Raw genomic sequence first — 13,854 nt, forward strand, 5'->3', positions numbered from 1 at the left:
TTCGCGGTCGCCGCGGCGCGCGCCGACGGCACCGCAACAGCGCCGCAACAGCGCCGCCACGGCACCGCGCCGCACCGTCCCCCAACACCACCGCGACCGCAAGCGCCACGACATCGCGAACGCAACCCCACCGGGGGCGAAACGGCACCGTCGTAAACGACCGCGATCGGGGTGATAGCGGGGGATTGGAGGCGTCCTCGGGCAGCTATCCGTTTAGGAAGATACTTCCCTCTCCCAGCCCCGTTTTCGTCCATGAGCGAGTTCACGATCAGCGGAACGTTCCAGAGCCGCGACGGCGACCAGCCGTTCACCAAGACGGTCGAGGCGCCGAACGAGTCGGTCGCCGAGGACCGCATCTACAGCCAGGTCGGGAGCCAGCACAACCGGAAGCGTACCCAGATCGAGATCACGGAGGTGTCCGCGGCATGATGGGCGGCGGTCAGCAGCAACTCCAGCAGCTCTCGCAGGAACTGCAGGCGCTCGACGAGGAGATCGAGGCCCTCGAGGAGGAGGTCGCCGGTTACCGACAGGAGCAGTCCGACATCGACGAGGCCGTCGAGGCCATCGAGACGCTGGAGTCCGGGTCCACGGTGCAGGTGCCGCTGGGCGGCGGCGCGTACCTCCGCGCCGAGGTGCAGGACATCGACGAGGTCGTCGTCTCGCTGGGCGGCAACTACGCGGCCGAGCAGGCGCAGGACGACGCCATCGACGCGCTCCGCGCGAAGCAGGACGCCCTCGACGACCGCATCGAGGAGACGCAGGCGGAGATCGACGAGCTCGAGGAGGAGAGCGGCGAGCTCGAACAGCAGGCCCAGCAGATGCAACAGCAGATGCAGCAGCAGCAGATGCAGCAGATGCAGCAGCAGGCCGACGACGACGAGTAACGAACCGTGTTCGACGGACTGAAGGACAAACTGAACGACTTCCGCAAGGACGTCGAGGAGGAGACCGAGGCGAAGGAGGCCGCCTCTGAGTCCGACGCGGAGCCCGAAGCGGCCGCGCCGGAGGGGACGGAGACGGACGAGACCGCGACCCCGGCCGCCGCGGCCGACGCCCCCGCGGGCGCCGCCGCGGACGAAGCCGAGGAGACCGGGGACGCGACCGGCGAGGGCGACGAGGACGATGGCCCGAGCACCTTCCGGCGCGCGAAGGCGTTCGCGACCGGGCGGATAATCATCGAGGAGGAGGACCTCGAGGAGCCGCTCTGGGAGCTGGAGATGGCCCTCCTGGAGAGCGACGTGGAGATGAGCGTCGCCGAGGAGATCCTCGACACCGTCCGCGAGACGATGCTCGGCGAGAGCCGCAAGCAGGTCGAGACGACCGGCGAGCTCGTCGAGGCGGCGCTCCACGACGCGCTGCTGGACGTGATCGCGGTCGGGCAGTTCGACTTCGAGGAGCGGCTCGCCGAGGCCGACAAGCCCGTCACGATCGTCTTCACCGGCGTCAACGGGGTCGGCAAGACCACCTCCATCGCGAAGCTCTCGGAGTGGCTCGAGGAGCGCGGCTACTCCTCCGTGATGGCCAACGGCGACACCTATCGCGCGGGCGCCAACGAGCAGATCCGCGAGCACGCGGAGAACCTCGACCGGAAGCTCATCGCCCACGACCAGGGCGGCGACCCCGCGGCCGTCATCTACGACGGCGTGGAGTACGCGAAGGCCAACGATATCGACGTGGTGCTCGGCGACACGGCCGGCCGGCTCCACACCTCCGACGACCTGATGGCCCAACTGGAGAAGATCGACCGCGTGGTCGACCCGGACATGACCCTGTTCGTCGACGAGTCCGTCGCCGGGCAGGATGCGGTCACCCGCGCGAAAGAGTTCAACGACGCCGCGGCGGTCGACGGCGCCATCCTCACGAAGGCGGACGCCGACTCCTCCGGCGGCGCCGCCATCTCCATCGCGTACGTCACCGGAAAGCCGATCCTCTTTCTCGGCACCGGGCAGGGGTACGACGACCTCGAACGCTTCGACCCCGAGGCGCTGGTCGAGGACTTGCTCGGCGAGTAGACCGACCGCGCCCGCGACTCCCAGCGTGGCCCGGTCTGAGGACGTTCCGTCTCCGCCGCTTCGACCCGGTCGCGGCCTTTCTCGGTTCCCCGCACGTGCAGTAGCACGCTCGTCCCCACGAGCCTCAGCGTCTACTGAGCGGTCGAGAACTGTTTCGACGCCGACGGCGAACACGGCAGATCAGTCAGCCACGGCCTCGCCATCTCGCGGCCACCGAGATCCGGCCGAGCCCTCGTCTCAGACCAGCACGTCCACGTCGTAGCCGTGCGCCTCCAGTTCCCCGACGATCTCGGCGGCGTGGTCCTCGTCGTGAGTCTCCAGTTCCAGTTCCAGTTCGGCGGCGTTGACGGCCACGTCGCGGGCGGTGCGGTCGTGGTGGACCGCGTAGACGTTCGCACCGGCGTCCGCGACGATGCCCGCGACCGTCTCCAGTTCGCCGGGGCGGTCCTTCAGCGCCATCTTGATCTTCAGGTACCGGCCCATCTGGACCAGCCCGCGCATCACGATGGTCGTCAGGCGGTTCATGTCGATGTTGCCGCCACACAGCGCGGGGACGATCGTCTCGCCGTCGTCGTAGTCGAACGCCTCCGCGAGGACGGCCGCGAGGGGGACCGCGCCCGCGCCCTCCACGACCGTCTTGGAGCGTTCGAGCAGCAGCGTGAGCGCGAGCGCGATCTCGCGGTCGGAGACGGTCACGACCTCATCGACGCGCTCGCGGATCACCTCGAAAGTGCGCTCCCCGACCGAGCGCGTAGCGATGCCGTCCGCGATGGTGTCGACGCTGTCGATCTCCGTCACCGCGCCCTTCTCCAGCGACTTCGCGGCCGAGGAGGCGCCCTCGGCCTGGACGCCCACGACGCGCACGTCGTCGAGCGTCTCCGTCACGGCGGTGGCGATCCCCGCGATGAGCCCGCCGCCGCCGATGGGGACGACCACGGTGTCGACCTCGGGGCAGTCCTCCGCGATCTCCAGGCCGATGGTTCCCTGCCCGGCCATCACCATCGGGTCGTCGAAGGCGTGGACGTAGGTCCGGCCCTCCTCGCGCTCGATCTCGTGGGCGTGCGCCTGCGCCTCGTCGTAGTCGACGCCGTGAAGCACGACGTTGCCGCCGTACCCCTCCGTGGCCTTCACCTTCGAGACGGGGGCGTACTTCGGCATCACGATGGTCGCGTCCACGCCCGCCCGCGTGGCCGCGAGGGCGACCCCCTGCGCGTGGTTGCCGGCGCTGGCGGTGACGACGCCGGCCTCCTTCTGGGCCTCGGAGAGCGTGGCGATGCGGTTCATCGCGCCGCGGATCTTGAACGAGCCGGTCCGCTGGAACGTCTCCATCTTGGTGTGGACCGCCGCGCCCGTCATCTCCGAGAAGGAGTGCGAGTAGTCGAGCGGGGTCCGACGGACGACGCCGTCGATCCGGTCGCGAGCAGCCTGCACGTCCGACAGCGTGAGCATGGATCGGGAGACCCCAGCCCGCCGACTAAGCGTTTCGGTGTCCGGGACGCCGCCGATGCTGGCGGAGCGCGAAAGGGGGAATAAGGGGAAAGGGGGAATGCACGCGTGTGACGTGCATCCGGATCGAGTGTCTCCGTCATTATAAAGATACGTCCTCCGGAGTGAAAGTGTAATCGGCGGACTGCGTGGCCTCACCCCCGCCGTCTGACGCCCGTCATCCAACCGCGTTTCCGGTGAACCTCGGCGCACGGTCGCCGTCGTCGGACCGGGGTTGACCGCGTTCCTCTCGCAGTGATAACGACCCCGGCGTAGTCGCGGCTCCGGGCCGACCGCCGCGCCGGTCACCGTTCCGGCTCGACCGTCACGCGGACCTCGTGTTCTCGGAGGTACCCCCGCACGCGCTCGGGGAACGACCCCGTCCCTGGCCAGACGGCGTCCGCGTCGAGTCGGTCCGGATCGCCGACGTAGACCGCGGCGCCGTCGGGATGGTCGTCGCTTCCGACGAGCGGGACCGAGACGCGGACGTAGCGCCGCTCGTCGATTCCCTCGTAGGCGTCCAGCGCGTCGAGGTCGTCCGTCCTGAGGAGCCGGCCGCCGGTCGCGCCACCGGGGGCTAGCGTCGGGTAGCGCCCCTCGACCGCGTGGAGCCCCTCCAGCCTCGCGGCGCCGACGAAGGCGTAGGCGTCGAGGACCTCGGCGACGCGGTCGGGCGCTGTGAGGGTCCCGTAGACGAAGACGTCCATGGGGTCGCTGGGGCGTCCCGGGGCTTGAACGTTCGTCCGGACCGTGTCGCTGAATCGCGTCGAACCGGCTTCTGGCTCCGGGTCCGGTAGCGTCAAACCCTCCGCGGCCGAGCGTCCGGTCATGGACTTCCCGCGGGTGCGACGCGTCTGGCGGCGGGTGTTCGCGCTCGCGTGGCCCGTGATGGCCGAGCAGACGTTCCGCACCGCGATGCGGACGACGGACGTGATCATCACGGCGCTGATCTCGCCGGCCGCGGTCGTCGCCATCGGGCTCGCGGACCTGTACGCCCGCTTCCCGCTTCGGATCGGGCTCGGACTCGGCGGCGGCTCCATCGCGCTCTCCTCGCAGGACACCGGCGCGGGCGCGACGGAGAACCGCGACGAGGCGGTGACGCAGGCCATCCTGATCGGCGCGCTCGCCGGACTCCCCTTCGTCGCGTTCGGTCTGCTGTTCGGCGAGGCCGCCATCGACGTGTTCGGAACCATCGTCGGCCGCGAGACGCCCCCCGAGGTGGTCCGACTCGGCTCGACGTACCTCGCGGTCGTCTTCGCGACCGCCCCCGCCAGACACGTCGCGCTCGTCGGCGCTCGCGCGCTACAGGGAACCGGCGACACCCGCACGCCGATGTACGTCAACGTCGCCGCCAACTCCGTCAACATCGTCGGCTCCGCGGTGCTCGGTCTCGGGCTGTTCGGCGCGCCCGACCTCGGCGTGTTCGGCGTCGGCCTCGCCACCGCCGGTGCGAACGTCCTCACCGCGGGGCTGCTGATCGCCGCCATCGCCGGCACGTGGACGCCCGCGAACTTCGCCCGGCCGCGGGACCCGACGCTCGCCAGACAGCTGATCCGGGTGTCCGCGCCCCGGACGATCGAGGGGTTCGGCTCCGAGATCGCGGAGTTCCCGTTCAACGCCCTCCTGCTCGGCTTCGGCGAGGCGGTCAACGCCGGCTTCCAGCTCGGCCGCCGGGTCTACCAGCAGGTGACCGGCCCCTTCTCGCGCGGCTACAACGTCGCCGCCTCGGTCCTCGTCGGCCAGGCGCTCGGCGAGGGCGACCCCGAGGGCGCGCGGTTCAACGGCTGGGCGGTCGCCGGACTCGGCGTCGCCACGGTCGGCGTCATCGGCGTCGGGCTGGCGCTCGCCGCCGAACCGGTGGTCACGCACCCCACCGTCGTCGAACTGTTCGGCGGCGACGATCCCGCGACGCTGGAGTACGCGGTGGCCTTCGCGCGCGTCTACGGCCTCTCTGCGGCCGCCCTGGTCTGTTTCTCGGCGCTGTCCGGCTCGCTGCAGGGCGCGAGCGAGACGCGAATTCCGCTTCTGGCGCGCGTCACCGGCATGTTCGGCTTCTTCCTCGGGCTCTCGTGGCTGCTCGGCGAGACGCTCGGGTTCGGCCCGCCCGGCACGTACGTCGGCGTCCTCCTGGCGTACGTCTGGATGGCCGCGGTCGTCGCCCTCGGCTTCGCGTACACCGGCTGGGCGCCGCGGGCCGCCGACATGATGGCCGAACGCGGCACCGAGGCGGGAGCAGGAACCGACGAGGCCGGTGCAGGAACCGCTCACGCCGAGACCGGGGACGAGAATCCCGGATCGGACGACGCCGACGTTTAAGTGTCGGTCCGCCGATCGGTTGGCATGGACCTCTCGACCGCCGTCTCCACGACGGTCGCCGCCCTCCGCCGCCGCCCCGCCGACCTCCTGCCCTTCTACGTGCTGGGCGCCGCGGTCCCCGCGATCGCTCGCGTCGTCTCGTTCACCGGCCTCGTGGCCGTCTACCTCTATCTGGAGTCGACCGGCCGTCTCGCAACGCTGCGTGACGGGCTGGCCGGTCTCGACGGGTCGATGCCGGACCCGGAGGCGGAGCCGACGGCGTTCGAGCAGTGGAGCGGGGAGATGGGGACTCTGTTGGCCGAGGTTCTCGACCCTGTTTCGCTGGCACTGCTCGGCAGCACCGTCCTCGGGACGGTCGCGGTGGCGGTCGTGTTGAACGCGGGCGTGACTGCGGGCCAGTACGCCGCCTGTGCCGGTCACCTCCGCGACGAACGGGCCGGAACGGCCGGGATCGCCGGCGTTCGCCGTCACTGGGTCGCCATGCTCGGACTGCTGCTGTTGGAGTTCTTCCTCGCTGTCGGCTCGCTCGCGGTCGTCGGGGGGCTGGTCGCGGCCCTCGCGGCCGCCTCCCCGATCGCGGCAGCGCTCGTCGGCCTCGGCGCCGGCTTTCTGTGGCTGGCGTTCGCCCTCGCGGTCCGCGCGGTCTTCGCGTTCGCGCCGGTGCTGCTGGTCGTCGACGACGCCGGCGTCCTCGGAAGCCTGCGCGCCGCTCTCGGGTTCCTGCGCGCGAATCCCCTCGAGGCCGCCGGCTACTACGCGCTGGCGGTCGGGACGGTGCTGGCGGTCTCTTCGACCGCGGGCGCGCTGACCGCCACCGGGAGCCCGAGCGGCGTCGGCCTGATCACGCTTCTGGTCGTCCCGCCGATCCTCCACCTCGTGAAGGTCGGACTCGTCGGCGGGTGGCGCGGGAGCGTCGACCCGATGAGCGCGCCCGACCGGCCCCCCGTCGACCAGTTCCGAGCGGGCGTTCTGCGGGGGCTCCGCGAACTTCGGGCGTTCGTCCGCGCGACGCCCGGTTCCCACCTCCTCGCGACCGGCGCGCTCCTGGCGGGGTTCGCGGCGGGCTGGGCGTTCGCGGAGCCGTTCGTCGGCGTCGTCGACACCTCCATCGCGGCGCGACTGGAGGGGCACGTCCCGCCGGTCGCCGCGGTGGAGTTCTTCGCGAACAACTGGACGGTGGCGCTCGGCACGGGCTTCGCGGGCGTCGCGCTGGCGCTCCCGTCGCTCGTCTCGCTGGCGTTCAACGGGTTCGTCCTCGCGGTCGTCGCGCGGCTGGAGACGGATCCGGTCGCGCTGGCGACGTTCGTGGCCCCGCACGGGATCCTCGAGATCCCGGCCCTGATCGTTTCCGGTGCGGTCGGCGTGTGGCTCGGGCGCGCGGGTTGGCGGACGTGGCGCGGGAGGGCGACGCGAGCCGACCTCGCGGACGCCTTCGAGCGCGCGTTTCGGGTACTCGTCGGCGTCGGGGTGGTGCTTCTCGTCGCCGGGCTGATCGAGGGGTTCGTCAGCCCCTACTACGGCGTCCTGCTTCCGTAGGGGGCGGCCGGGCCAACCTCCAGCGCTCACAGGCCCAACAGCGACGCGAGCGACCGCGTTCGCGTCCCGCACTCCTCTCGATAGTCGCAGGCGTCGCATTTCTGATCCCCGCGGAGCCGCGGCGGCGGGCCGTCGATGCTTCGCGCCGTGCGGAGCGCCCGACGGTAGGCGGCCTTCTTGCGCGTCGTGAGCCGGACCTCCCGGACGACCGCGTGGCCGGGGTACTCGATGAGCGCGCGAGGGACCTCGGTCTCCGCCTCCCACGCGAGCGCCTTCGCGGCCGCGACCGCTCGTACCGCCTGCGGCTCGTACACTCCAGTTTCGGGAGGATCGCCGGGCGAAACGATGGTCGGAACGGGTGGCTCGTCGACCGATTCGCCGCTGTCCGACTCACCGCCGGCCGGCCGCAGCACCTTGTGCGCGATCCCGCGACAGTCCTTCCCCGACAGGAACGCTCGCTCGCGGTCGGGGTCGACGAGCCGGTCCCAGAGGTCCCGGTCGGCGAGCGCCTCGAGGTTCCGTCGATAGGTGGGCGGATCGACCGCGATCGGACGGTCCCGAAGGGCGTCGTCCGAGGCGGTGGGGAGCGCCCGATACCGGAAGGCGAGATCCATCCGCTTGCGGGCCTCGGGCGGCGGGCGGCGGGGATCGCGCTCGTCGTCCGTCTCGGCACCGCCGGCCCCGACGTCGTCCGCGTCCGAGGCGTTCCGCCGGACGTAGTAGAGCTGTCTGGGACAGAAGGCGGCCCGGGCGAGGTCGGTGAAGGCGATCACGGGGGGTCTGCCGCGCTCTCGTTGAAAAGTGTCGGGGTGCGGCCGGGGGTACAGAAAAGGGTCGACCGCGACCGCAGTTACACAAAAGGGCCGACCGCGACCGTAGTTACAGAAATGGGTCGGCCATCAGTCGGTTACAGAAAAACGGCTGACGCGACCGCAGTTACAGAAACGGGCCGGACGGGACCTCACAGGGAGACGTCCGTCTCGATGTCCTCGGTCGCCTCGCGGAGCCCGTCCTCGCGGGCGGTCCGAGCGAGCGACCCCTCGATGTCGGCGTCGGTCAACAGGTCCCGGAAGGCGTCGCGGAAGCGGTCGTTCGCTCGGGTCGAGGCGCGGTCGGCCGCGACGACCGCGGAGTAGCGGCGCACCGCCTCCGGGTCGGCGTCGAGCCGTTCGGCGCGCTCCTCGACCGGCACCTCCTCGCTCGCGAGTCGGCGCAGGGCCTCGAAGTCGAACGGGGCGTCGCGGTCGGCCTCCGTCACGAGGTGGAGGTCCATGCGGGCCTCGAAGACGTCGGCGGCCGAAGCGCCGATGGCGTCCCCGACCTCGGCGTCCGACTCCTCCGAGAAGTGGCCGCGGACGACGCGTCGGAGGTTCTCGTCGGCGAGGTCGCTGGCGAAGTCGTAGCGGTCGCGCATGACCACGATGACCTCGGCGAGCCGCGTCTCGACGGCCTCCTCGTCGGGGTCCGAAAGCGACCCCGGCGACGCCTCCTGCCGCTCGGTGACGGTGTCCGACCCCGTCGCCTCGAGGAAGATGTCGCGGAGTTCCTCCGTCTTCTCGTCCATACGGGAAAGACGGATTCCGGGCCACAAAAGGCTGCTGACCGGATTCTCGTGCATGCGTCGGTCCGCGGACGCGCCCTGCCGTCAACCACAGTTCTCAAGTAGGTTTACGAAGAGCCGGAAGCATGGAGACGCAGACCGAGTCCGTCGACCTCGTCGGCGACGAGGCGGCGGCCAACCTCGCCCGCGCGGCGCTGTTCGCGGCGCTCGTGGGCGCGTTCGCGTACGTATCGTTCCCGAACCCGGTCTCTCCCGCGCCGGTGACGCTGCAGGTGCTCGGCGTGTTCCTCGCCGGGATCATGCTCGGCCCCGTGTGGGGCGGCGTCTCGCTGGTCCTCTATCTCGTCGCGGGCGCGCTCGGCGCGCCGGTGTTCGCCGGCGGCGGGGCCGGCTTCGGCGCGCTCGTCGGGTCGACCGCGGGCTACCTCTGGTCGTACCCCCTCGCCGCCGCCCTGATCGGCGCGGTCGTCCACCGCGGACCCGCGCTCCGGGACCTCGACGACGTGGGACTCCCGACGCTCGTCGGCGCGATGGCCGCCGGGACGGTCCTGATCTACGCGCTGGGCGTCGTCGGCCTCTACTACGTGATCCCCGAGTTCACGCTCGCGGAGGCGTTCCTGCAGGGCGCGGTCGTCTTCCTCCCCGCTGAAGGGATCAAGGTCGCCGCCGCGGTCGGGATCGTTCGCTCCGAGGCCGTGGCGGCCGCCTGACCGTGATCGCGGCCGCGGACGTGACCGTCTGCCGGGGCGACACCGTCGCGGTCGACGGCGTGACCCTCACCGTCGAGGACGGCGAGTTCCTCGTGCTCGCGGGCCCGAACGGCTCCGGGAAGACCTCGCTCGTCCGGACGTTTAACGGGCTGACGGAGCCCGACTCCGGGGAGGTCCGGATCGACGGCCGTCCCGTCACGGAGAACCTCGTCGCCGCCCGGACTGCGGTGGGGATGGTGTTTCAGGACCCGCGGGACCAGATCGTCGCCGCGACCGTCGGTGCGGATGTCGCCTTCGGTCCGGAGAACCTCGGTCTGCCCCACGACGAAATCGACCGGCGGGTGGCCGATGCGCTCGCGGCGGTCGGGCTCCATGGGCGGGCCGAGGACCGCGTCGACGCCCTCTCCGGCGGCGAGCGCGAGCGGCTGGCGATCGCCGGCGCGCTGGCGATGGCGCCGGCCCACCTCGTCCTCGACGAGCCCTTCACCGGACTGGACAACCCCTCCCGACGGGCGGTGCTGGACCGCCTTCACGAGCTTCACGCCGCCGGAACCGGCGTGGTCGTCGTCACCCACGACCTCCGGGACGTGCTGGAGCTTGCCGACCGCGTCGCGGTCCTCGCGGACGGCGAGGTGGCGGTGGAGGGGCCGCCCGCCGAGGCGGTCGCCACGCTCGCTGCGGACGCCGATCTCGGCGTTCGCGTGCCGGACAAATGGGCGAACTGCGGCTCCCACTCCTGATGTTCGCGTTCGTCCCCGGCGATTCGCTCGCCCATCGGCTCGATCCGCGGGGGAAGCTGCTCGTCCAGATCGCGTTCGCCGCGGCCGCGTACGCGCACACGACGCCTCGCGGGCTCGCGGTGCTGTCGCTGTTGGCGGTCGGCTGCGTGCGCGCCGCGGGCGGGAGCGTGCGCGAGGTCGCGTGGGGGTACCGCTGGGCCGCGCCCTTCCTGCTGACGGCGCCGCTGATCGCGGGCGCGACGCTCGGCGCGCCGTGGTTCGAACTCGACCGCGCGTTCCGGGCGGGGCTCGCGAGCTACCGCGTCCTGCTGATCCTGCTGGTGGCGGGCGCGTACGTCCGGTCGACGCCCGTCCGGGACTCGCGCGCCGCGGTCCAGCGGACCGTGCCCGGGAAAACGGGCCAGTTCCTCGGGATCGGCGTCGGCCTCGTGTTCCGGTTCCTGCCCCTGCTCCGGCGGGACCTGGTCGCGGCCCGCGAGGGGATGCGGGCGCGCGGCGGCGGGGCGCTCCCGGTCCGCGACCGGATGCGGATCGTCGCGACCGCGGGCCTGCGGCGGGCGTTCGCGCGCGCTGACCGGCTCGCGCTCGCGCTCAACGCGCGGTGTCTGGCGTGGAACCCGACGCTGCCGCGGCTTTGCTTTCGGCGGCGGGACCTCCCCGTCGTCGCGCTGGCGGCGGCGCTGCTGGTCGCCGCCGTCGTCCCGTTTCTCCGCGCGTGACCGGCCGTTTGTGGCAAGATTTAACCCGTCAGTAAGCAGGTGATCGAGTATGACAGTTCTGCAGGGAGCGACGCGGGAGACGTTCTGGACCGTCGGTCCGACGGGGAAGGCCGTCTTCTACTACCTCGCGGCGCTGGCGACGTTGGTGTTTCTGTACGGCGTCTACGCGCGGTTCCGGCGCTACGCGGCCGGCCGCGATGACCCCGGACGCCTCGCGGACCTCCCGAGTCGAGTGCTGACCGCGACGAAGGTCGTCGCCACGAACGAGAAGCAGTTCGACCGCGACCTCTACGCGGGCGTGATGCACACGTTCGTCCTCTGGGGCTTCCTGACCCTGCTGATGGCGACGACGATCCTGTTCATCGACATGGACCTGTACGGTCCCCTGACGGGCGACTCCTTCTTCGTCGGCGCGTTCTACCTCGCCTACCAGTTTACGGTCGACGCGTTCGGCCTCCTGTTCGTCGTCGGCGTCGGGATGGCGCTGGTCCGGCGCTACCGCGAGCGCGACGGTCGGCTGTGGGGGAAACACACGTCCATCGAAGACGACGCCTTCGTCTGGACGCTGTTCCTGCTCGGCGTCGGCGGCTTCCTCGCGGAGGCGGTCGGCATCCTGGGCCAGCCCGCCCGGGCGACGGAGACCGTGAGCTTCGTCGGCCTCTCGATGGCGAACGGGCTCTCGGCCGCCGGCCTCACGGCCGCGGGCGCCGAAGCGGTTTACCCCGCGGTCTGGTGGTCCCACGCGCTGCTCGCGCTCGGGTTCGTGGCGTGGGTCCCCTACGCGAAGCCGTTCCACATGATCTCCTCGTTCGCGAACGTGGTCGCGCGCGACGAGGATGCGGGCGCGCGGCTCCCGAACGTCCCCGCGGACTTGGACCACACCAACGCCGAGTCGCTCGAGGACTTCACCTGGAAGGAGCTGCTCGACCAGGACGCCTGCACCAAGTGCGGCCGCTGTTCCTCGGTCTGTCCGGCCAAGGCGGCCGGGCGGAACCTCGACCCCCGCGACGTCATCCTGGACCTGAAGGCGTACCGCGAGTCCGTGGACGAGGACCCCGTCTCGGGCGCGGGCGGTCCCGGCGGGGTCGCGACCGACGGCGGGGCGACGGCCGCAGAGGGCGGCGAGGGCGCCGCGACGGACGCGGACGCCGACTGGCCGGTCGCGGGCGGCGTGGCCGGCGACGAGTCGGTCCCCATCGTCGCTGAGGAGGGCGGCGTGATCGCCGCGGAGTCGATGGAGTCGTGCATGTCCTGTATGGCCTGCATGGACGCCTGCCCCGTCGATATCGAGCACCTCACCACGATCACGCGGCTCAACCGCCAGCTCGTCGACGAGGGCGCGGTCGACAGCAACCTCCAGGACGTGTTCCAGGACGTGATGCAGAAGGGCAACACCTTCGGCGAGGCGCCCGGCGCCCGCGGCGACTGGGCCGACGACCTCGAGTTCGACGTGACCGACGCCCGCGAAACGGAAGTGGAGTACCTCTGGTACGTCGGCGACTACCCGAGCTACGACGACCGGAACAAGACGGTGGCCCGCGCGCTCGCGCGGCTGTTCGAGGCCGCGGACGTGGAGTACGGCATCCTCTACGACGACGAGAAGTACGACGGCAACGACGTGCGTCGGATCGGCGAGGAGTTCCTCTACCTCGAACTCGCCGGCCACCACGTCGAGACGTTCGAGGAGTGCGAGTTCGACGAAATCGTCTGCACCGACCCGCACTCGTACAACACGATCAAAAACGAGTACCCGGAGCTCGACTTCGCGGAGTTCGCGGACGACCCCATGATGCCCTTCGAGTACGAGGACGACTGGAACGCGGACGGCGCGATCACGGTCTCCCACTGGACGCAGGTGGTCGAGGACCTCGTCGCGGAGAACCGGCTCGGCCTCTCGGGCGACGAGCTCGACTACACCGTCACCTACCACGACCCCTGTCACCTCGGGCGGTACAACGACGAGTACGAGGCGCCCCGCGAGCTGATCCGGGCGACGGGCGCGGACCTCTACGAGATGCCGCGTTCCCGCGCCGACTCCTTCTGTTGTGGCGGCGGCGGGGGCGGGCTCTGGACGGAGCACGACGAGGAGGTGAAGCCGAGCGAGGAGCGCCTCCGCGAGGCGGTCGAGGACACCGAGGCGGGCGCCGCCGTCGAGAAGTTCGTCGTCGCCTGCCCGATGTGCACGACGATGTTCGAGGACGGCCGCAAGACCGGCGACTTCGAGGACCGGATCGAGGTCGTCGACGTGGCCGAACTGCTGCTGGAGGCGCTGGAGACGAGCGGGGCGATCGCGAGCCCGGACGCGGCCGATGACGCGACCGACGCAGACGACGGCAGCGAGCCGACCGCCGCGGACTGACGACTCGGGACTTTTTGAGGCGGCGTAGGTGGGTTTCCGAAGGATTAGCCGACCGATTTTCTGCATGCTGTGTCGGTGCCGCGGTGCTGCTGCGGTGGCGGTGCTGTTGCGGTGGCGGTGCTGTCGCGGTGGCGGTGCTGTTGCGGTGGCGGTGCTGTCGCGGTGCTGATGCGGTCGGCGCGCGCGAGAAACGCGCGCGAGGGAGCCCGCAAGCGCGGTCGCGCAGCGGTGCGGTCGCGCGACCGCGGCTGCGGCGAGGCTGGGGAGGTGCGAGGCTGCGGTCGCGGTGGCGGAGCGGTGCTGTGCGGTGGGTGGGAGTGAAAGGGGCAGCCGGCTCGGTCCCGCCCGGACGACGCAAGCACCGCAGCGGGCGTTGCGGAGAGCGAGGAGCGCAGCGAGGCCCGGCGGGTCGAGCC

The 13,854-nt window shown here is 71.3% G+C and carries 13 protein-coding genes; 9 read left to right on the top strand and 4 right to left on the bottom strand.

Annotation, left to right across the window (positions count from 1 at the left end):
* Window positions 1-252: 252 nt before the first annotated feature.
* Genes rpl18a through ftsY form a run of 3 tightly spaced genes read left to right on the top strand, consistent with a single transcriptional unit; the run spans window position 253 to window position 2,012 of the window.
* Window positions 253-429, top strand: coding sequence for a 50S ribosomal protein L18Ae (gene rpl18a / locus AN233_RS12600; protein WP_058367126.1), 177 nt, complete (start codon window positions 253-255; stop codon window positions 427-429).
* Window positions 429-884: a prefoldin subunit alpha gene (pfdA, locus tag AN233_RS12605; RefSeq protein WP_058367127.1), complete on the top strand. Its 456-nt coding sequence runs from the start codon at window positions 429-431 to the stop codon at window positions 882-884. The genes rpl18a and pfdA overlap by 1 nt, the downstream gene beginning before the upstream one ends.
* 6 nt (window positions 885-890) lie before the next feature.
* Window positions 891-2,012, top strand: a complete 1,122-nt coding sequence (gene ftsY, locus AN233_RS12610) for a signal recognition particle-docking protein FtsY (RefSeq protein WP_058367128.1) — start codon at window positions 891-893, stop codon at window positions 2,010-2,012.
* Between the two features lie 237 nt (window positions 2,013-2,249).
* Here the strand turns inward: ftsY and ilvA are convergent, their stop codons facing one another.
* Together ilvA and AN233_RS12620 are read right to left on the bottom strand one after the other, a co-directional pair.
* Window positions 2,250-3,461: a threonine ammonia-lyase gene (ilvA, locus tag AN233_RS12615; RefSeq protein WP_058367129.1), complete on the bottom strand. Its 1,212-nt coding sequence runs from the start codon at window positions 3,459-3,461 to the stop codon at window positions 2,250-2,252.
* 341 nt (window positions 3,462-3,802) lie between these two features.
* Window positions 3,803-4,204, bottom strand: a complete 402-nt coding sequence (locus AN233_RS12620) for a gamma-glutamylcyclotransferase family protein (protein ID WP_058367130.1) — start codon at window positions 4,202-4,204, stop codon at window positions 3,803-3,805.
* Between the two features lie 121 nt (window positions 4,205-4,325).
* Between AN233_RS12620 and AN233_RS12625 the strand changes: the two genes are divergently transcribed.
* Entirely contained in the window at window positions 4,326-5,813 is a 1,488-nt protein-coding gene (locus AN233_RS12625) for an MATE family efflux transporter (protein WP_058367131.1), read from the top strand.
* 24 nt (window positions 5,814-5,837) lie between these two features.
* Window positions 5,838-7,349: a stage II sporulation protein M gene (locus tag AN233_RS12630; protein WP_058367132.1), complete on the top strand. Its 1,512-nt coding sequence runs from the start codon at window positions 5,838-5,840 to the stop codon at window positions 7,347-7,349.
* A 26-nt stretch (window positions 7,350-7,375) separates the two neighbouring features.
* Here the strand turns inward: AN233_RS12630 and AN233_RS12635 are convergent, their stop codons facing one another.
* Together AN233_RS12635 and AN233_RS12640 are read right to left on the bottom strand one after the other, a co-directional pair.
* Window positions 7,376-8,122: a CRISPR-associated protein Cas4 gene (locus AN233_RS12635; protein WP_058367133.1), complete on the bottom strand. Its 747-nt coding sequence runs from the start codon at window positions 8,120-8,122 to the stop codon at window positions 7,376-7,378.
* 188 nt (window positions 8,123-8,310) lie between these two features.
* Window positions 8,311-8,913, bottom strand: a complete 603-nt coding sequence (locus AN233_RS12640) for a hypothetical protein (protein ID WP_058367134.1) — start codon at window positions 8,911-8,913, stop codon at window positions 8,311-8,313.
* 122 nt (window positions 8,914-9,035) lie between these two features.
* Here AN233_RS12640 and AN233_RS12645 point away from each other — a divergent pair, with 122 nt between their 5' ends.
* Genes AN233_RS12645 through AN233_RS12660 form a run of 4 tightly spaced genes read left to right on the top strand, consistent with a single transcriptional unit; the run spans window position 9,036 to window position 13,438 of the window.
* Window positions 9,036-9,620, top strand: coding sequence for a biotin transporter BioY (locus AN233_RS12645; protein ID WP_058367135.1), 585 nt, complete (start codon window positions 9,036-9,038; stop codon window positions 9,618-9,620).
* A gap of 2 nt (window positions 9,621-9,622) precedes the next feature.
* Complete coding sequence (locus AN233_RS12650) at window positions 9,623-10,360, top strand: energy-coupling factor ABC transporter ATP-binding protein (RefSeq protein ID WP_080508466.1); 738 nt, start codon at window positions 9,623-9,625, stop codon at window positions 10,358-10,360.
* On the top strand, window positions 10,357-11,079 hold the full coding sequence (locus AN233_RS12655) for an energy-coupling factor transporter transmembrane component T family protein (RefSeq protein ID WP_094192427.1): 723 nt from the start codon (window positions 10,357-10,359) through the stop codon (window positions 11,077-11,079). The genes AN233_RS12650 and AN233_RS12655 overlap by 4 nt, the downstream gene beginning before the upstream one ends.
* A gap of 49 nt (window positions 11,080-11,128) precedes the next feature.
* The gene (locus AN233_RS12660) at window positions 11,129-13,438 is read left to right on the top strand and encodes a (Fe-S)-binding protein (protein ID WP_080508467.1); all 2,310 of its coding nucleotides are present in this window, start codon (window positions 11,129-11,131) and stop codon (window positions 13,436-13,438) included.
* Window positions 13,439-13,854 lie beyond the last annotated feature (416 nt).

The organism is Haloparvum sedimenti, from assembly GCF_001462205.1.
Classification (GTDB): Archaea; Halobacteriota; Halobacteria; order Halobacteriales; family Haloferacaceae; genus Haloparvum; species Haloparvum sedimenti.

What these genes read in the sequence shown, in the direction of transcription:
- rpl18a (WP_058367126.1), top strand. Translation starts at nt 253, where the DNA reads ATGAGCGAGTTCACGATCAGCGGAACGTTCCAGAGCCGCGACGGCGAC.
- pfdA (WP_058367127.1), top strand. Translation starts at nt 429, where the DNA reads ATGGGCGGCGGTCAGCAGCAACTCCAGCAGCTCTCGCAGGAACTGCAG.
- ilvA (WP_058367129.1), bottom strand. Translation starts at nt 3,461, where the DNA reads ATGCTCACGCTGTCGGACGTGCAGGCTGCTCGCGACCGGATCGACGGC.
- AN233_RS12620 (WP_058367130.1), bottom strand. Translation starts at nt 4,204, where the DNA reads ATGGACGTCTTCGTCTACGGGACCCTCACAGCGCCCGACCGCGTCGCC.
- AN233_RS12625 (WP_058367131.1), top strand. Translation starts at nt 4,326, where the DNA reads ATGGACTTCCCGCGGGTGCGACGCGTCTGGCGGCGGGTGTTCGCGCTC.
- AN233_RS12630 (WP_058367132.1), top strand. Translation starts at nt 5,838, where the DNA reads ATGGACCTCTCGACCGCCGTCTCCACGACGGTCGCCGCCCTCCGCCGC.
- AN233_RS12640 (WP_058367134.1), bottom strand. Translation starts at nt 8,913, where the DNA reads ATGGACGAGAAGACGGAGGAACTCCGCGACATCTTCCTCGAGGCGACG.
- AN233_RS12645 (WP_058367135.1), top strand. Translation starts at nt 9,036, where the DNA reads ATGGAGACGCAGACCGAGTCCGTCGACCTCGTCGGCGACGAGGCGGCG.
- AN233_RS12660 (WP_080508467.1), top strand. Translation starts at nt 11,129, where the DNA reads ATGACAGTTCTGCAGGGAGCGACGCGGGAGACGTTCTGGACCGTCGGT.